The sequence below is a fragment of the Rhodococcus sp. SG20037 genome (assembly GCF_031763325.1).
Lineage (GTDB): Bacteria > Actinomycetota > Actinomycetes > Mycobacteriales > Mycobacteriaceae > Rhodococcus_F > Rhodococcus_F qingshengii.
The window spans coordinates 4,794,052-4,812,716 of sequence record NZ_CP134497.1 but is presented as its reverse complement, the minus strand read 5'-3'; the positions used below and the strand labels follow the sequence as shown (position 1 = coordinate 4,812,716).

Here is an 18,665-nt window from a genome sequence, read left to right as displayed (position 1 = left end):
TTCAGCGCCTGAACATCTGCACCCAGGCAATGCGATCGCCGCCGCGCTTCTTGGCTCGGTACATCGCATTGTCTGCGTGCTCGATCAGTTCGTTGACAGCTCGATCCGGTAAGTCCGTCTCGGGACTCAGATAGACGCTGACGCCGGTACTGGCGGACACAGGATAGGGATCGGAGTCGGACGAGACCGCCGAATGTATCTCGGTGGCGACCTGCTCGATGTCTCCTCGATCGACTCCGCGCAGGACGACGAACTCGTCTCCACCGATTCGAGCCACCACCGCATCGGGGCCGGCGGCAGCGATGAGGCGGTCGGCGACAGCGGTCAACGCGTCGTCGCCCGCGACGTGCCCGTGCGTGTCGTTGAGGTTTTTGAACGAGTCGACGTCGATGAGTAGTGCGATCAGAGCCTGCGTTCGATCACTGCGCAGCAGATGCTGTGCCTCGTCCTGGAGTCCGCGGCGATTGAGTGTCGCGGTGAGGTAGTCCCGGTGGGCGTTGCGTGCGTCGTCGGTCAGGCGCAGCCAGACGATCTGCAGAATCCATGCGGTGGAGAAAACCACACCGGCAACCATCAGATAGAGATTCACGACCACCCAGGCGTCGTTGACCGGCTCGGACATCGCCATGGCAGCGAGCGTCGTGCAGACAGCAAGAGCCCAACCGATGTGGCTGATGGCAACGCGAGGGCTGTGAACTATCGCCGCATAGAAGCCGATCATGATGAACAAGATGCAGCCGATGGTTCCGACGAAAGCGGTGCGCACGGCGAAGAAGAGAGTGACGGCGAGCCACAGGTCGGCCCAGACAACAAAGGCCACGGATTGTCGCCAAGTTGGCCACGATTCATTACGCGCCCAGCGGTAGCCCGCATAGGCGCCACTGATAGTTCCGAGGGCGAAGATCGACCGCGCCAGGGCGGTGTCGGAACCGAAGCGGCTCAACTGCATGGTCGCCGCGATCAGGGCGAAGAGAAAACACCACACCGCGACTAATTTGCGTCCGGGAACGGTCAGCCCGCGAGTGTCGAGGAATCGGGGGAGCCAGGTGTAATCGGTGCGATCCGACCACCACCGGGACAGCAGTTCACGCGTGGGGTAGGGGTCGCTCCCCGTCCCGCGCAGTCCTGCATTCAAACCGGGCACCTGTCGATGTCGATGGGTGGTCAATCAGCTATTGGCGGGTTAACGTTACCTCGAGTTGCGCACGGCTCGAACGCACGGACCTGCTTTCTGGCGCAGAGGCCGTCGACCTGTGAGAATCGAAGGGCGCGGAGGAACGATTCCGCCGAAGGATGTGCGTCAGCACCGGGAGAGGACACGGACATGGGTTTCTTGGACAACGTCAAGGGATTGGTCGAAAAGGGCCAGGAGCTCGCAGCGGAGAACTCCGACAAGGTTCACGACGCTATCGACAAGGTCGCCGACATCGCCGACGACAAGACCGGCAACAAGTACGGCGATCAGATCGACAAGGCAGCTGAGGCCGCCAAGAAGGCTGTTCCCGAAAAGCAGTAATACCGGATTCGGCATACCGTTTTTCGGTAGCACCGTTGCTCAGGGGCCCGTCACCGAAAAGGTTGCGGGCTTCTGTGCGTCCGCTAGGTGAACTCCCAGGGTCGGCGGGCAGAATGAACGCGTGAACTTCACCTGGATTCTGCTGGTCGTCATTGCCGCCATCGCAGTCACCGGGCTGTCCAATCGACGAAACCTGCAGGCTCCGCTGGTTTTGGTGACGGTAGGTTCGGTCGCATCCTTCATACCCGGTATGCCGCGGCCGGAACTCGATCCCCACGTCATTCTCGGTGTGGTCCTGCCGCCGCTTCTCTACTCGGCCGCTCTGAAATTCTCGGTGGCGACCTTCAAACGCAACTTGGCCCCGATCTTGCGCCTCGGCGTCGGAATGGTGTTGGTGACGGCGTTCGTGGTTGCCTTCTTCGCCGAATGGATGGTGCCCGAGTTCACGATCGGCGCCGCCCTGGTGCTCGGGGCCGTGATCGCGCCGACCGACGCCGTCAGCGCGGTGGCGGTCGGTCAGAAGCTCGGGCTCCCGAAACGGGTGATCGCCATCCTGACGGGCGAGGGGCTCGTCAACGACGCCACCGCGCTCACGCTCTTCACCGTCGCCGTCGCAGCAGTGACCGGAACGCGAATTGCCACCGATTCGCCCCTGTTGTTCTTCGCGTACGAAGTGATCGGCGGCGTTGTCGTCGGCTTGGTGCTCGCGTTTGTCGTCAAGTTCGTTCGCGCCCGCATGTACGACTCTCCACTCGAAACCGGCTTGGGGCTGGTCCTTCCGTTCGCTGCCTACCTGGCCGCTGAAGAACTACACGCGTCCGGTGTTCTGGCCGTCGTGGTTGCTGGTCTGGTGATCGGGCACTATTCGACGGACGCGTCGATCATGACCAGGCTGCAGGAGCGCTCGGTGTGGTCGAGCCTGGACACGCTCCTCGAGATGTTCGTCTTCGCGTACATGGGGCTGCAACTGAGCTTCGTGATCGACGATGTTGTCGCCGACGGACTTCCGGTGCTTCACGTGTTCGCGTACGGTCTGGCAGTCCTGGCCGTGGTCATCGTGATTCGGCCGGTGTGGCTGTTCCTGAGCTACTCCCGTGTGCGATTCGGTGTAACCCTGCGCCGTGATCGCGAGAATCAACTGACGTGGAAACAGAATCTGGTGGTCTCGTGGGCGGGAATGCGTGGTGTCGTCACTCTTGCTGCGGCCGGCGGTATCCCGTTTGCGCTCTCGTCCGGCGAGCCGTTCCCGGGACGCGGCGTCATCCAGGCGATCGCGTTCATCGTCGCGGTCGGGACATTGCTCATCCAGGGATCTACCTTGCCGTTCATGATCCGTCGCCTCGACGTCGCGGATCCTTACGAGCAGTTGCGCACGCAGGAACAGATGGAGTTGGCACGCAACATTTCTCGCAAGGCGGGAGAGAAGGCGTTGGCAGACGCGGCCGCGCACCCTCCGCCGGGGATCGACGGGAAGGAACTGCAGGCGATCGTCGAACGCGTACGACGCTCGATGCAGGCGAGGCTTCAACTCCAGGAGGTCGACGAGGACGCCGATCGCGAGGCCGCCTTGTGGAATGCGGGAGCTCTGTTCGACAAGTTCCGGCATCAGTCACTGCGCTCGCAACGAGTTGCGCTGATCGCCGCACGTGACGACGGAGATCTCGACGACGAGGTATTGCGTACCGTATTGGAAGGACTCGACATCGAAGAGGCCGCAGCAGAGGAACGTGTCAGGCGTCGCCGAGCAGGTAGCGGTGCAGGCAAATAGAGGGGAACACTGCGTATGACTGTTCGGAGTTCGAGGGTTCGCGCAGTCTGGGGAGTCGTGGTGGCGAGCGCACTTCTCGTGAGCGTCGGCTGCGGATCGGATGCCTCGCCGGATGTCTCCGTCACCGACACCTCGACCACGACAACCCCGTCGGTCGAGAGCAGTGCGCAACGTGGCGTCGTGTTCGACAGTGAACCCTTCACCAGCACAGCCGAAGTGGCGGCGTCCGGAGCGAGCGCGGTGAAAATCCTGTACGGCTCCACCTCCGGTATCGACGGCCGAGAGACTCAGGTGTCGGGAACGGTGTTCACGCCGCCTGGAACTCCGCCGGAGGGCGGTTGGCCGATCGTCTCCATCGGCCATGGCACGACGGGTATTTCGGACGACTGCGCGCCGTCGGCCTCGCCGACCCTGTTCGGCACGATCGGCCTGGTCGCGCCGTTCCTCGACTCGGGATACGTGGTCGCTGTCTCCGACTTCGAGGGCCTCGGCACTCCGGACCCGCATCCTTACCTGCAACCGGACACCGCGGCGTTCAACGTCATCGACGCGGTTCGAGCGGCGCGCAACGTCGTTCCGGACACCTCGACTCGTTGGGCAACTCTGGGGCTGTCCCAAGGCGGGCAGGCATCCTGGGCGGCAGCCGAGGAAGCCGACACCTACGGCGACGGACTCGAATTCGTCGGTGCAGCAAACCTGTCCCCGGCAGCGGACATCTCGCCGATCATCTCGAGTGATTCCGAGGTGAATCTGTCACTGCCTCAGCAACTGCTGCTGCCCTATGTACTCGAAGGGCTGTCCCTCACCCATCCGGACCTCGAACGAACCGACTACGTGCGCGGCGCATTCGAGCAGAACTACGACCTGCTCACCTCGTGCCTGACCTCTCGGGCGACGGAGAAGTTGGGTCTGGTCGGAAAGGTGATGCCCGCCGACACGCGGCCGGCTACCGCCGAGGATGCGGACCGAATTCACGCGTGGCTCAGCGACGTTGCTCTTCCCCGTCAACGCGCGAGCGGTCCGATGTACGTAGTCGTCGGTACCAATGACAACCTGATCCGTCCGGAATGGACCGAGGCGGCGGTCGAACGCGCCTGCGCCGGCGGTGACGTCATCGAATTCCAGGCGCGACCGGGTGAAGGTCATGCGGACGGCGCCGCTGTGCCGGGAGCTGTCGCGTGGGTGAAGGATCGATTTGCAGGTGTTCCGGCACCGAACACCTGCGGGTCGTGAATCGATGAAGGCCTCGGCACGAATCCGCGCTCTTGCACTGGCATTGCCGGAGGCGACCGAGCGGGTCAGCCACGGTGAAGCGTCGTGGTTCGTGCGCAAGGCGCCGCAGTTCGTCACCATGGCAGATCACCACCACGACGATCGCGTCGCGATCTGGGCCGCGGCCCCACCTGGGGCGCAGGCAGATTGGGTCAGTCGTGACCCGTCGAGGTTCTTCGTCCCTCCGTACGTGGGTGGCCGGGGATGGATCGGCGTGTACCTCGACGTTCCGAGTGCCGACGAGACCGAGGACGAGAAATTCTGGAACGACGTAGCCGACGTCGTCGAAGATGCGTACCGCACGGTGGCTCCGAAAACACTGATACGGAAACTGGACGAGGACTCGCCTTGAGTCCGGCCGTGGTCGCGCTTCTCAGCGTGCTGATTCTCGCAGTGGCCGGGGCGCTGACGGCTGTGTGGATGCGCACCAGACGTGAGGTGACCACCCCCACCGAACGTGCAGTCCATGCCGCTCTCCACACGGCTTCGCTTGCCGCGCGGCCACTTCGGCGTGGACTCGACGAGAATTCGGCCGCCGAGGCGGCGCCTCACCTACGCGAGCTGACCGGCGGCTCCGGTCTGGGCCTGGCAGACGCGTCGGGAAACCTGTTGGCGTGGGACGGCCGTCACGAAGCGTTGTCCGAACAATTCCATGACGCCGCCATTCGTGCGATCGAAGGCGAACGCCGGGTACTCGTCACGCACTCGGACCTGGTGCGCGGACCGAGCGATCACCATGTGCGAGCGCTGATCGCTCAGCCCCTGCTGATCGAGGACATCGGCGTGGTCGGCGTACTGGGAATCGTCACCAGCGAGGACCCGTGGCCGGGAATGCTCGGAGCGGTCACCGAGGTGGCACGATATGCCTGCAGTCAGATCGAACTCGCCGACCTCGACGCGTCCAGAGCCCTGTTGGATCGAGCCGAAGTGCGTGCCCTGCGCGCACAGATCAGTCCTCATTTCATCTACAACGCGCTCAACACGGTCGCATCGTTTGTTCGAACCGATCCGGCGCGGGCCAGAGAACTGATCCTCGAGTTCGCGGACTTCACGCGGTACTCGTTCCGATCTGCGGGTGAGTTCACCCTGCTTGCCGACGAGCTGCGCAACATCGATCGTTACCTGACCCTCGAACGCGCGCGATTCGGGGAGGCTCTGAACGTCCGCCTTCAGATAGCACCCGAAGTGCTCAACGTGGTTCTTCCTTTCCTTGCCCTCCAGCCGCTGGTCGAGAACGCGGTTCGTCACGGCATTTCGAGTAAGCCGGAGGGCGGGACCGTGAGCATCGTGGCTGCGGACGAGGGACCGGACTGCATCATCAGCGTCGAGGACGACGGTGTGGGGATGGACCCCGAGCTACTGCGCTCCGGTTCGCTCGACGCCATCGAGTCGGGATCGGGGCGACCCAGCGCACGAGAAGCTGCTCACGTCGGTTTGGCCAACGTCGACGACAGACTTCGTGCCGCGTTCGGCAACGACTATGGACTCGTGGTGGAGACAGCGCCGGGTGCCGGTACGAAGGTCAGCATGCGTGTTCCCAAGTTCAAGCAGGGTATTCACGTCTGATTCTCGCCTTCGATGATCAGGCTGAAACCGTCGTGGGAACATGGACCTGTTGTGAACGAGACTGACACTGATGCCCAGCTGACCGTCCTTGCCGTCGACGACGAGAAACCAGCCCTCGACGAGCTGGCCTTCTTGCTGCGCGCCGAGGACTCGGTGGCGCACGTTCACACGGCATCGGATGCGACGACAGCGTTGCGGATACTGCGCGGTGGAAGCATCGACGCGGTGTTTCTCGACATCAACATGCCCGGACTCGACGGTCTCGAACTGGCCGGCATCCTCTCCAATTTCGCGACGCCACCGCCCGTGGTGTTCGTGACAGCGCACGACGATCGAGCGGTTGACGCATTCGATCTCGGCGCCGTCGACTACCTACTCAAACCGCTCCGGGAGGAGCGTCTCGCTCAGGCCGTTCAGCGGATCGTGGGGCTCGCCGGGCGCACCAAGAGTGAGAGCAAACCCGAAGCTGCGCCCACGGACGAGGTGATCCCGGTGGAACTGGGCGGTGTCACGACGCTCGTTCAGCGTTCCTCGGTGGAGTGGGTGGAAGCCGACGGGGACTACGCGCGTTTGCACACCGCTGGAAAGTCGCACCTGGTGCGCATCCCGATCTCGACGCTCGAATCACGCTGGGCCGACGCGGGCTTCTTGCGTGTGCACCGCTCCTACCTGGTATCTCTGGCGCTGGTCACCGGCATCCGAACAGTAGGCAGTGGATTGGTGGTCTGTCTGCGCCCGCACGGTGACAAACCTCCCGTCGAGCTTCCGGTCAGTCGCAGACACACCCGTGAACTCAAGGATCGACTGGTTCGTGCGCCCAAGCAGAGTTGGTTGTCGCGGTGACGTCGCAGTCCGATCCTCCGCAGCGTGAGCGCGTTGTGTTGGCGCAACGTAGTGGCGCACGGATCGTGCGAACACGGGTGGAGGTGCAGGAACAGACCGAAGTCGGTGACGCCATGATCCGCGGTCTCGTTCGCGCGCAGTTGGGACTGGCGATTCGCCTTGCCGTCGTCGCAGCCGGGCTCCTGTGTGCGGTGCCGCTGCTGACGCATCTCTTCCCGACGCTGTCGGAGGTCGCGGTCCTTGGCATCCGGTTGCCGTGGCTCGTGATGGGCGGCGCCGTGTATCCCTTGCTGTTGACGACCGGTTGGGTGTTCGTGCGTCGTGCGGAGCGAAACGAGCAGGACTTCAACGACATCGTGGACGACTGAGCGCGGCACTGTGGGAGGACAACCTATCCCGGTGTTGACGGTGCTCGGCATCGTGGCAGCAGCTGTCGCGACGGTGGCTATCGGAATCTACGGCGTTCGGCTCGCTCGTACCACCTCGGACTTTCTCGTCGCGTCCAGAACCGTCAGTGCGCGGTGGAATGCGACGGCCATCTCCGGCGAGTACCTCTCTGCTGCTTCGTTTCTCGGTGTTGCGGGGCTGGTCGCCAAGTACGGCGCCGACGCACTCTGGTATCCCATCGGCTTCACCGCCGGATACCTCGCCCTGCTGCTGTTCGTCGCAGCGCCGCTTCGGCGTTCCGGTGCGTATACCGTCCCCGATTTCGCCGAGTTCCGTCTCGGCTCACCGCGATTGCGCAAGCTCGCGATGCTCGTGGTCGCGATGGTGTGCATCCTGTATTTGATTCCACAGTTCCAAGGCGCGGGACTGACGCTCAATATCTTGCTCGGGGTTCCCAGTTGGATCGGCGGCGTAGCGGTCGGGGTCATCGTCATCGCCAACGTCGTCGGCGGCGGGATGCGCTCGATCACCTTCGTTCAGGCCTTCCAGTACTGGCTGAAACTGACTGCCGTCGCGATTCCCGCTGTGGCACTGACCTTCTACTTCTTCGGCGATCACCACGACGTCGGCGCGTCGATGCCGCCGACGGTCACCACTGCGACGACCGTCGACATCACCACCGACGTCGTCGTCCAGGTGTCCGAGCCGGTGACGGTCAGCGGCGGCACAGTCGACGGACGAGCGGTCGAAGGCACGATGACCCTGGGGCCGGGGGAGCACACTCTCGGTGAAGGCATGTCCATGGTCCTCGACGCGGGAGCCGCCGTCCCTGTCGTCGCCGGAGCGCCCGCGCAGAACTCTGACTGGATCACCCCGGGTTGGGGTTTCGGTGGGCCGCACCCGATGTACCAGGTGTACTCGCTGATGCTCGCGACCTTCCTCGGAACGCTCGGCCTTCCTCATGTTCTCGTCCGGTTCTACACCAACCCCGACGGCCGGGCAGCCCGTCTGACGTCGCTCGCCGTTGTCGGTCTGGTCAGCGTGTTCTACCTGTTTCCGACACTCCTCGGCGTCTTCGCTCGTCTGTACGTCCCGCAACTTCTGATCACCGGCACCTCTGACGCGGCGGTGCTGCTGTTGCCGGGCTCGGTGTTCTCGGGGTGGGGCGGACAACTGCTGGCAGCCCTCGTGGCGTCCGGTGCCATCGCCGCTTTCCTGTCGACGTCGTCCGGATTGCTCGTCAGCATCGCCGGCGTCGTCAGTACCGATGTTCTCCGTGGTCGAGTTCGAGACTTCCGTATTGCAGCGCTACTGGCCGGGGTCGTTCCTCTCGTGCTGTCGCTGGCGGTGGTGTCGGTCGACCTCTCGAGAACCGTCGGTTTGGTGTTCGCAGTCGCTGCGTCGACGCTCTGCCCACTGCTCGTATTGGGTATCTGGTGGCGCGGTCTGACCGCCGTCGGCGCCGGGGCGGGGATGGTTGTCGGTGGATGTGTTGCGGGCACTGCCGCTACTGTCGCCGTCCTGGGTGGTTTGTCGGAGGACGTCCTCGGTGGCTGGCCGGCAGCCATTTTCGCGTTCCCGGCCGCGGTGAGCGTGCCGCTGGCGTTCCTCACGATGATCGTCGTGAGCAAGGTGTCGTCGAAGCAGATACCGGCAGATATTGCGCGAATCTTCACGCGGATGCACGCCCCGGAACGGCTCGGAATGGGCTCCGATCGCGAAGACGATCTCCGCCAACCCTGACTTTCACCGCCCGAACCCTCTGCCGTTGGTCGCGCCTGCCTGACCGTTCGGCGCAGCGCGCGACTGCTCACCGTGTGACTGGCGCCACAGCGTCTTCATGTGACTCCGATCTCACTAACGTCTGTGCGTAGTTCACTTCACACGCGAGGCGAGGAGCCGGCAGTGTCCACAGCAGAAATCAGTGAGGGGTCGCCGCAAGAGCGACGCACCCCGGATGCCCAGGCATTCATAGACATGCAAGCGAGTCCCGAATTCCAGGAACTCCGAACGCGTCTGCGCAAGTTCGTTTTCCCCATCACTGCATTCTTCCTGCTCTGGTATGCGGTGTACGTCGTCCTGGCTACCTATGCCCACGACTTCATGGCCACCAAGGTCCTCGGCAACATCAATCTCGGCATCATCCTCGGCCTCGGGCAATTCGTCACGACCTTCGCCATCACCGCGTGGTACGTGAAGTTCGCCGGTCGTGAGCTCGATCCCCGCTCCGCCGCCATCCGTGAAGAACTGGAAGGTCCCGCACAGTGATCACCACACTCGCCGCGTCCGGAACGGACGTAGGAAACCCAGCCTTCAACATCGCGATCTTCCTCGCGTTTGTCGTCGTGACCATGACGCTGGTGATCCGCGCCAGCCGGACCACCAAGAAGGCGTCCGACTTCTACACCGGTGGTGGGCAGTTCACCGGCCCGCAGAACGGGTTCGCCATCGCCGGTGACTACCTCTCGGCGGCATCGTTCCTCGGTATCGCAGGTGCGATCGCCGTGTACGGCTACGACGGCTTCCTGTACTCCATCGGCTTCCTTGTCGCCTGGTTGGTTGCACTGCTCCTGGTCGCCGAATTGCTCAGGAACACGGGCAGATTCACGATGGCCGACGTGCTGAGCTTCCGACTCAAGCAGCGTCCGGTGCGCATGGCGGCAGCCCTGTCCACTCTGGCCGTTTCCCTCTTCTATCTTCTTGCCCAGATGGCCGGCGCCGGTGGACTTGTCGCGCTGCTGCTCAACATCGACGGCAAGGTGGGACAGTCGATCGTCGTCGCGATCGTGGGTGTGCTGATGATCGTGTACGTCTTGGTCGGCGGCATGAAGGGCACCACCTACGTACAGATGGTCAAGGCAGTTCTGCTGGTTGCCGGAGCCGGAATCATGTTCGTACTCGTTCTGTGGGCAGTGCGCGGCAACTTCTCTCAGTTGCTCGCCAATGCGCAGGACATGGTCAACAGTTCCACCACCAAGGGTGTGCAGGGACGCGACATCCTCGGGCCCGGTGCCAAGTACGGTCTTTCCGGAATGACGAAGCTCGACTTCATCTCTCTCGGAATCGCTTTGGTGCTCGGCACCGCGGGCCTGCCGCACGTGCTGATGCGCTTCTACACGGTGCCCACTGCCAAGGAAGCTCGCCGCTCGGTGACCTGGGCGATCGCGCTCATCGGTGCCTTCTACCTGTTCACACTGGTTCTCGGCTACGGCGCGGCCAGCATGGTCGGACCGGACAAGATCTTGGCAGCGCCTGGTAAGGAGAACGCGGCCGCTCCGCTACTCGCCTTCGAGCTCGGTGGCACCATCTTCCTCGGCATCATCTCCGCGGTGGCGTTCGCGACCATCCTCGCCGTCGTTGCCGGTCTCGCGATCACTGCTTCGGCGTCGTTCGCTCACGACATCTACGCCAGTGTGATCAAGCGCGGCAACGCAACCGAGGAGCAGCAGGTTCGAGTTTCTCGAATCACCGTCGTGGTCATCGGACTCGTCTCCATCGTTCTCGGCATCATGGCGATGGGGCAGAACATCGCCTTCCTGGTGGCTCTCGCCTTCGCAGTGGCGGCCTCGGCGAACCTGCCCACCCTGCTCTACTCGTTGTTCTGGAAGAAGTTCAACACCACCGGTGCGCTCTTCAGCATCTACGGCGGTTTGATCAGCTGCTTGACGCTGATCGTGTTCTCCCCGGCGGTGTCGGGCAAGCCGTCGTCGATGTTCCCGAACTCCGACTTCGCCTGGTTCCCGCTCTCGAACCCCGGCATCGTCTCGATCCCGCTGGCATTCGTCCTCGGCATCGTCGGTACGTACATCGGACGTAACAAGATCGAAGATCCGGCAAAGCAGGCGGAGATGGAAGTTCGCTCCCTCACCGGCGTCGGCGTCGAAAAGGCTGTCAGCCACTAAGAGGGGCAAAGCCCCCGTGCGTCTTTCTGGTACCTCTGGTTACGGAAAAGGCGCACGGGGCTTATTGTTCTGCCATGGCAAAGCTCACAGTGAAAATCGACGTTCCGCTTCCTCCTCAGGAAGTGTGGGACAAGGCGTCCGATCTCAGCGGATACGAAAACTGGCTCGTGGTTCACGACGGATGGCGCAGTGAACTTCCCGAACAACTGGGTGTCGGCACCGAGATCAGCTCGGTCGTGACTGTGAAGGGCCTGCGCAACCGCGTTCGGTGGACCATCAAGAAGTACGACGTTCCGAAGGCGATCTCGCTCAAGGGAGACGGCAAGGGCGGGGTCAAGCTCGGTCTCGAACTCGACGTGAAGGCAAAGGGCGACGGGTCGGAACTCGCGCTGACAGTCGAGTTGGGCGGCGCGCCGTTGTTCGGCCCGATCGGTTCGAGTGTGGCGCGGGCGCTCAAAGGCGATGTGGAGAAGTCGCTGGCCCAGTTTGTCCAGATCTACACCTAGTTGTGGAGATTTCCACATCGAGCTACTTCACCGCTAACATGAGTTAGGATTCTTTTCGGCGGGATAAACCGGGCATCGGTTGGTTATTGATGCGGGTCCCGCCGGAAAGGATTCGATCAATGTCGTCTCGTCATGGGTACGGCGCACCACCTGCGTCCATGCCTCGATCCGTGCAGGTTCTGATCGGACTCTTGGCAGTAGTCGCAGTCGGTGGAACCGCAGCATTCGCCGTGACGTTCAAAAGCGTCAGCGACAAGGGAGAACTCGGTGCGAGTGCTGTCACAGCTGCGACGGCAACCAGCTGTGAGAACCCGGAAACCGTGACCGTGGCCGCCGATCCGTCGATCGCCTCGGGACTCGAAGCTGTCGCCGCTGCCATCCCCGCTACGGAACTCGGGTGCAGCTCGCTCAGTGTGACGCCGCAAGATCCCGTGCTCACCGTCGCGGCGATCGCCGACGGTTCGGCACCCGCACTGTGGATCCCTGATTCGAGCGAATGGTTGGACAAGGTTTCGGCGAGCGGGCAGGAGATTCGCCGGATCAGCAACTCGGTCGCGTCCACCCCTGTTGTCACTGTCTCGGCGCCGGGTAGCGAGGCACCCGCCGCTTGGACGGATGTCCTCGGCGCTCCAGCACTGCACATCGGCGATCCCCTCACCAGTGCCGTCTCCAGCGCACCGATCGTGGCAGCCTTTGCCGAGGCCCAGTCGCGGGGCGGGGACCTCACGTCCATTTCGGCAGCCCTGGTCCCGGTGGCGCAAGCGCAGTACGGAAATCTGAAGGAAACCGGTTCGACCGGACGCATCCAAACCGTGGACGCGGACGGCGGGACCGCGGTGACGACCGAGCAGACCTTCGAGGCTTATCTCGCCGCACATGCGGACAGTCGACTCACCGCGTCGGTACCGTCGTCCGGTTCGGTCTTCATGGACTACCCGATGGCAAGTGTGGGTGCAGACTCGTCGGCGGCGGTCGACGCCGGCAAACTGCTGGCGGCAGCGCTGACATCGGACACCGGGCGCTCCGTACTTGCCGGCCTCGGGTTCCGCGGCGCGGATCAGGCCCCGCCGGTCGCCGGTGGAGTGGGAAAAGTTGGCTCGCTGGTGCCGTCCGATCCGACTGTGGTCACCAAAGCGCTTGCGCAGTACGAGATTCTGTCCAGGCCTTCCCGTGCACTGGCAGTTGTCGACGTCTCGGGGTCCATGGACTACATGCAGGACGGGGTCACTCGAATGGCCGCGACTGCACAGGCCGGTGACATTGCGATCCGAATGTTTCCCGCCAACGCACAATTGGGTCTCTGGGCATTCTCCGGAGACCTCGGCGAGGGCACGGACTACCGCGAACTCGAACCTGTCGCCCGTATGGATGCAACTGAAGGCGACACGGATCATCGGAGCAAACTGCTGTCTCGGATCGACAGCCTCTCTTCGATCGTCGGCGGCGGAACAGGTTTGTACGACAGCGTTCTCGCCGCGTATCGGTCCATGCAACAGACCTACGATCCGGCCTCGATCAATTCGGTGATTCTACTGACCGACGGTGCGAACGATGATCCGTCGAGTATCTCGCTGCAGGAACTTCTCGACACCCTGACTCGCGAGCAGGACCCGACGCGGCCGGTACCGATCATCACCATCGGTGTCACCGATGACGCCGATACCGATGTGCTCGAGCAGATTTCGGCTCTCACCGGCGGCAACAGCCACTTCGCTCCGACACCGGCAGACATCCCGAAGGTCTTCGTCGGCGCGATCAGTGGGCGCGCCGGCTGAACTACTCGAGGACTGGCGCGTCGGCGCTGTCCGTGATCCATTCGGTTGCGAGTCTCTCGAGGGTGCCGTCGGCGTAGAGCGCATCCACGGCGGCAGAGACGCACGCCGTCAGAGGACTGTTCTTCTCGAGCACGAACCCGAAGAATTCGGTGACCGCGTTGGGCCGCGGAAACTGACCCACGATGACCGACCCGGGCAGTTCGTTCTCGGTGATGTGGAATCCGGTCGGGATGTCGACGACCAATGCGTCGATCTCGCCCGCGGCCAGCGCAGCTTTCGCGTCGTCCGTGGTCGCGAACTCGCGTGGCGCAGTGGTCGGAACAATCGTGTCGGTGATCGCCGCGAGGCTGGTGGAACCGGTCTGAGCGCCCAAACGGTAGCCGGCCAGATCCGCAAGATTCTTTGCCTCAGCGGCTGTGCTCCCGCGCGAGGCGATCACCGACTGCGCCACTGCGTAATACGGCGAGCTGAAGTCGACGTTCTCGCGGCGATCCCCGGAAACCGTGAACTGATTGACGTCGAAGTCGAAATCCTTGGGGCCTGGTTTCAGTGCGTCGTTGAAGGCGACCGTGGTGAAGCGAACCTGATCGGCGTTGTACCCGAGCTTGTCGACGACGGCCCGGGCCACCGCTCCCTCGAAGCCCTTGCCGTTGGACGGAGTGTTGTCGACGAACCACGGCGCGTACGCCGGCGAATCGGTGGCGATGGTCAAGACACCGTCTTCGAGGGTGGTCCCGCTCTGGGGTCCGCACTTGTCCACGGCGGTGGTCGAGGGCAGTTTGGTGAATGCCTCGGGAACCGTGGTCGTGGTGTCCGCTGCCGCAGGTGCCTCCGGCTGCGACGAACACGAGCCCAACAAGATCGAGCAAGCGAAGATCGCGGTCACGGCAACAGCGCGTCGTGTCATAGGCACAAGGCCATCTTGCCTGTTTGTCCGGTACGGACGTGACGGGGGTCTCGTGTGAGCGGAGTTCACGCAGCTGAGCGTCGTAGTGCAAGGCGCTCCGACGGTGTCGTCCCACCCCATACTCCGTGTGGTTCAGCGGTGTCGAGTGCAAACGTCAGGCAGTCCCGAATGACCGGGCAGCGGAAGCACACCTGCTTTGCGGAATTTTCCCGTGCAGCCCGATTGCGTCCGCGTTCTTCACCCGGCGAATAGAACACCGCGGGGTCCACCGTCTTACAGGTGGCGAACATCCGCCAGTTGTTGTCCACCAACGGCTCCACGGAACTGCGAACTGTCATCGTGGTCTCCTCTCCCATCGAGAATCCAGTCTTGCCCGTGGACTGGCGCAGCGGCAGGTTTCCGATCCACCAGATTTCTACTGCCAGATGCAGCACTATCCAGCACAATGAGGAAATGGCAACGACGGATCGGGGTCAGATCACGCTCGACGGCACAACGGTGTCCGTGACCAATCTGGGCAAGATCCTCTACCCCGAGAGCGGCACCACGAAGGCCGAAGTCATCGACTACTACACCCGTATCGCCGCAGTCATGCTTCCGCATGTCGTCGGTAGACCGGGCACTCGTAAGCGTTGGCCCAATGGCGTGGACGGTCAGTCCTTCTTCGAGAAGAACCTTGCGTCGTCTGCCCCGCAGTGGCTCACGCGTGCGTCGCTGCAACATTCTGATCGTGTCGTCACTTACCCGGTCTTCGATTCCGTTGCATCCCTGGCGTGGCTGGGGCAGCAGGCCGCACTCGAATTGCACGTTCCCCAATGGCGATTCGACGGTTCCGAGCGTGGTCCGGCGACACGACTGGTATTCGATCTCGACCCGGGCGAAGGCGTCGGATTGACCGAGTGCGCCGAGGTGGCGAGGTCGATTCGAGATCTGGTCGCAACTCTGGGGTGGACTGCCTATCCGGTAACCAGTGGTAGCAAGGGAATTCACCTCTACGTTCCACTGGATCGAGCCTTGGACGGAAGCGGTGCGTCGACTGTCGCCAAGCAGATCGCCACCGGACTCGAGAAGCTTCACCCGGATCTCGTCACCGCGACGATGGCTCGAAATGTGCGGGCAGGCAAGATTTTCGTGGACTGGAGTCAGAACAACGCAGCCAAGACAACCATTGCGCCGTACTCGATGCGCGGTCGCGATCAACCCTATGTTGCCGCGCCGCGCAGTTGGGACGAACTCGACGATCCGAAACTACGACATCTGTTGTTCGACGAGGTTCTGGAGCGCGTCGAATCCGATGGTGATCTGCTGGGCGATCTGGATCCGCCGGTCTCGGCGGCTGTAGCCGACACGTTGACGCACTATCGCAACAAGCGGTCGGCCGACCGGACGCCGGAGCCGATCCCTGCTGCGGTGACCAAGGAGACAGCGGGCAATACCTTTGTGATTCAGGAACATCACGCCAGACGATTGCATTACGACGTTCGGCTGGAGCGGGATGGTGTGCTCGTGTCCTGGGCTGTTCCGAAGGGCGTGCCGACCAGTGCCGGAGAGAATCGGTTGGCCGTGCACACCGAGGATCACCCGCTCGAGTACGCCACGTTCTCGGGCACGATTCCGAAGGGGGAGTACGGCGGCGGTTCGATGACGATTTGGGATTCCGGGACGTACGAGACCGAGAAGTGGCGTGAAGACGAGGTGATCGTGCGCCTCAGTGGGAAACGGGTGCAGGGACGCTTCGCGCTGATCCGGACGAAGGGTGACCAGTGGTTGATGCATCTGATGAAGGATCAGAACGCGAGTTTCGGAACGGAGTTTCCCAAGAATCTCGAGCCGATGCTTGCCACCGCTGGAACGCTCGAAGGTCTCGACTCGCAGGAGTGGGCTTTCGAAGGCAAGTGGGACGGGATCCGAGTGATTCTCGAATATCATTCGGGCACAATGTCACTTCGCAGTCGCGCGGGTAACGACAAGACCGGGGACTATCCCGCCCTTGCCGGGTTGGCCGAGGTGCTGGACGGTCATGACGTGGTTCTCGACGGTGAAGTGGTGGCGTACAACGACGTGGGAGTTACAGATTTCGGCCTCCTCCAGCGAGGTGGGGAACCGGTGTTCCTGGCCTTCGATCTTCTGTACCTCGACGGAGTGTCTTTGCTGCGGAAATCCTACACGGATCGGCGCACCGTGTTGAATGCGTTGGCGGGCAAGGTCGGTGAGCTCGAGGTACCTCCACAGATCGAGGGCACGGCGGAGAACGCGTTGGAGGTGAGTACCGATGCCGGATGGGAAGGGATTGTCGCCAAACGTCGTGCATCGGTCTACCTTCCGGGGCGGCGTGGGTCGAGTTGGATCAAGGTGAAGAACTGGCGCACTCAAGAGGTGGTGATCGGAGGGTGGCGCACTGGGCGGGGCAATCGAGCACAGGGGATCGGGGCACTGCTCATGGGAATTCCGGGTGAGGATGGATTGACCTACGTGGGGCGCGTCGGTACCGGCTTCAGTGATCGCGACTTGGAGTCTTTACTTGCGACACTGGAACCGCTGCGTCAGAAGGAAAGTCCGTTCGGGGAGGAACTTCCAGCAGATGACCGCAAGGGTGCGGTGTGGGTGAGGCCGGAACTCGTCGGTGAGGTGCGGTTCATGGATTGGACGAAGACCGAGCGTCTGCGTCATCCGAGTTGGCGAGGTCTGCGGGAGGACAAGAAACCGGGCGACGTGGTGCGGGAAACAGTGCAATGACGGCCAACGCACCGACGAACGCGACTGCGGCACAGATTTGGATTCCGGTACTCATCGCCGAGGTGTAAGCCTGGTTCGCTGCGTCGGTCAAGGCACTCGCGGGGGGAGCGCCGGCATGGATCTGCGCCGGATCGGCTGTGGAAGTGTCGACTCCGGGTTCGAAGCGGGACCGGAAAACGGTGGCTACGACCGTCCCGATGACGGCGACGCCCAGAACTCCACCCAACTCTCGCACGACGCTGTTGATCGAACTGGCCATCGAAGCCTGCTGGGGCGCAACCGAAGACATCGACGTGGTTGTGGCCGGAGCCATGACCAACCCCATCCCCGCGCCGACCAGTGCCATGATCGCAGCCAGGATTCCGAACGGTGCGTACCTATCTGCTGCGATCGACAGGACCAACAGTCCCGCGGACATGACTGCGAGACCGGTCGCGATCGAACTGCGCACGCCGAATCGGCCGACCATACGATCGCTGCTGCAGGCGACAGTCGCCATCACTATCGCAAACGGAACTGCACCGACGCCGGCGACCAATGGACCGTAACCACGAACTAATTGGAGGTATTGCGTGTACGTGAAGAGAACTCCGAAAAGGGCGAAGAACGTTACGGCCAAGATGGCATTGGAGGTGCTGAACACTCGACTGGTGAAGATGCGCACGTCGGTCATTGGCGCCGAGGCCCGCAGCTCCCACCAGACGAATCCGGCGAGAAGTGCTGTTGCGCTGACGATCTCCACTAGCGTGACGGGCGACGACCATCCGCGAAGGCTTGCCTGGGTGAGGGCATCCACGATCAAAGCCAGTCCGCCGGCGGACAACAGGAGCCCGGGGATGTCGAACGAACCCTTCGTGATTCCTCTTGCCGGGGGCACAAGAGAAACCGTCGCGGCGATCACACCGGCGACCAGTGGGACGTTTATCCAGAAGACGCTTCCCCAACTGAAATGTTCGAGTAGTACGCCACCGGCTACGGGGCCGATCGCGATTCCCAGTCCGGCGGTTGCAGACCAGATTCCTATCGCCCGGCCTCTCTCGTGCGGGGCGAACATCGAGACGACAAGTGACAGCGTCGCCGGCATGACCAGTGCGGCGGCTGCCCCCATCACTGTTCTCCAGCCGATCAGCTGCAACGACGTGTGAGAGAGGGCAGCGAAGGCTGACCCGAGAGCGAACACGGTGAGGCCGGTCAGAAGTATCCGACGGTGACCGAATCTCGCGCCGAGTCCACCTGCCGTGATGAGCAAGGCGGCGAACGCCAATGTGTATGCGTTGGTGATCCATTGCAGGTCGACGGTGGTCGCCCGCAGTTCGCGGGCAAGGGTCGGGATAGCGGTGTTGAGGATGGTGTTGTCGATCGTGACTACGACGAGGGATGTGCAGAGGGCGCCCAGTGCTGCCCATCGTCGCCGGTCAGTGGGTTCGAGGGAATTCATCATGTCCTTACGAATGTAACCTTACGAATGTTTAGTGATGAGAACGTAC

At 62.8% G+C, this 18,665-nt stretch carries 17 protein-coding genes; 13 read left to right on the top strand and 4 right to left on the bottom strand.

Annotated elements, in window-relative coordinates:
- Window position 1 precedes the first annotated feature (1 nt).
- Window positions 2–1,144, bottom strand: a complete 1,143-nt coding sequence (locus tag RHP72_RS21955) for a diguanylate cyclase (RefSeq protein WP_075834106.1) — start codon at window positions 1,142–1,144, stop codon at window positions 2–4.
- Between the two features lie 180 nt (window positions 1,145–1,324).
- Between RHP72_RS21955 and RHP72_RS21950 the strand changes: the two genes are divergently transcribed.
- The 12 genes from RHP72_RS21950 to RHP72_RS21895 all read left to right on the top strand — a co-directional run bounded on the left by RHP72_RS21950 (window position 1,325) and on the right by RHP72_RS21895 (window position 13,535).
- A complete protein-coding gene (locus RHP72_RS21950) occupies window positions 1,325–1,516 on the top strand; it encodes an antitoxin (protein WP_003940164.1) in 192 nt (63 codons plus the stop codon).
- A gap of 121 nt (window positions 1,517–1,637) precedes the next feature.
- Complete coding sequence (locus RHP72_RS21945; RefSeq protein WP_003939739.1) at window positions 1,638–3,284, top strand: Na+/H+ antiporter; 1,647 nt, start codon at window positions 1,638–1,640, stop codon at window positions 3,282–3,284.
- 15 nt (window positions 3,285–3,299) lie between these two features.
- Complete coding sequence (locus RHP72_RS21940) at window positions 3,300–4,517, top strand: lipase family protein (RefSeq protein ID WP_311093798.1); 1,218 nt, start codon at window positions 3,300–3,302, stop codon at window positions 4,515–4,517.
- A gap of 4 nt (window positions 4,518–4,521) precedes the next feature.
- The gene (locus tag RHP72_RS21935; protein WP_116057998.1) at window positions 4,522–4,908 is read left to right on the top strand and encodes an MmcQ/YjbR family DNA-binding protein; all 387 of its coding nucleotides are present in this window, start codon (window positions 4,522–4,524) and stop codon (window positions 4,906–4,908) included.
- Window positions 4,905–6,122 (top strand): sensor histidine kinase, encoded by a 1,218-nt coding sequence (locus tag RHP72_RS21930; protein WP_030534943.1) that lies wholly within the window; start codon window positions 4,905–4,907, stop codon window positions 6,120–6,122. The genes RHP72_RS21935 and RHP72_RS21930 overlap by 4 nt, the downstream gene beginning before the upstream one ends.
- Window positions 6,123–6,173: 51 nt before the next feature.
- Window positions 6,174–6,965, top strand: coding sequence for a LytTR family DNA-binding domain-containing protein (locus RHP72_RS21925; protein ID WP_003939723.1), 792 nt, complete (start codon window positions 6,174–6,176; stop codon window positions 6,963–6,965).
- On the top strand, window positions 6,962–7,333 hold the full coding sequence (locus tag RHP72_RS21920; RefSeq protein WP_003939880.1) for a membrane protein: 372 nt from the start codon (window positions 6,962–6,964) through the stop codon (window positions 7,331–7,333). Before RHP72_RS21925 ends, RHP72_RS21920 begins: the two co-directional genes overlap by 4 nt.
- Before the next feature lie 10 nt (window positions 7,334–7,343).
- Window positions 7,344–9,095, top strand: coding sequence for a cation acetate symporter (locus RHP72_RS21915; RefSeq protein ID WP_030534942.1), 1,752 nt, complete (start codon window positions 7,344–7,346; stop codon window positions 9,093–9,095).
- Between the two features lie 162 nt (window positions 9,096–9,257).
- The gene (locus RHP72_RS21910; protein WP_003939976.1) at window positions 9,258–9,620 is read left to right on the top strand and encodes a DUF485 domain-containing protein; all 363 of its coding nucleotides are present in this window, start codon (window positions 9,258–9,260) and stop codon (window positions 9,618–9,620) included.
- Window positions 9,617–11,254, top strand: coding sequence for a cation acetate symporter (locus RHP72_RS21905; RefSeq protein ID WP_007727752.1), 1,638 nt, complete (start codon window positions 9,617–9,619; stop codon window positions 11,252–11,254). Before RHP72_RS21910 ends, RHP72_RS21905 begins: the two co-directional genes overlap by 4 nt.
- Window positions 11,255–11,328: 74 nt before the next feature.
- Window positions 11,329–11,760 carry an SRPBCC family protein gene (locus RHP72_RS21900; RefSeq protein WP_003939735.1) on the top strand — a complete coding sequence of 144 codons (432 nt, stop codon included), beginning with the start codon at window positions 11,329–11,331 and terminating at the stop codon, window positions 11,758–11,760.
- Between the two features lie 119 nt (window positions 11,761–11,879).
- Entirely contained in the window at window positions 11,880–13,535 is a 1,656-nt protein-coding gene (locus RHP72_RS21895) for a substrate-binding domain-containing protein (RefSeq protein WP_042451106.1), read from the top strand.
- Window position 13,536: 1 nt separating this feature from the next.
- On the opposite strand, the gene RHP72_RS21890 is transcribed toward RHP72_RS21895, so the two are convergent.
- Window positions 13,537–14,442: a transporter substrate-binding domain-containing protein gene (locus RHP72_RS21890; RefSeq protein ID WP_042451104.1), complete on the bottom strand. Its 906-nt coding sequence runs from the start codon at window positions 14,440–14,442 to the stop codon at window positions 13,537–13,539.
- A gap of 65 nt (window positions 14,443–14,507) precedes the next feature.
- Window positions 14,508–14,780 carry a WhiB family transcriptional regulator gene (locus RHP72_RS21885; RefSeq protein ID WP_037128762.1) on the bottom strand — a complete coding sequence of 91 codons (273 nt, stop codon included), beginning with the start codon at window positions 14,778–14,780 and terminating at the stop codon, window positions 14,508–14,510.
- A gap of 115 nt (window positions 14,781–14,895) precedes the next feature.
- Between RHP72_RS21885 and RHP72_RS21880 the strand changes: the two genes are divergently transcribed.
- Window positions 14,896–17,178 (top strand): ATP-dependent DNA ligase, encoded by a 2,283-nt coding sequence (locus RHP72_RS21880; RefSeq protein ID WP_311093797.1) that lies wholly within the window; start codon window positions 14,896–14,898, stop codon window positions 17,176–17,178.
- Here RHP72_RS21880 and RHP72_RS21875 read toward each other — a convergent pair.
- Window positions 17,078–18,619, bottom strand: a complete 1,542-nt coding sequence (locus tag RHP72_RS21875; RefSeq protein WP_042451100.1) for an MFS transporter — start codon at window positions 18,617–18,619, stop codon at window positions 17,078–17,080. The genes RHP72_RS21880 and RHP72_RS21875 overlap by 101 nt on opposite strands.
- Window positions 18,620–18,665 lie beyond the last annotated feature (46 nt).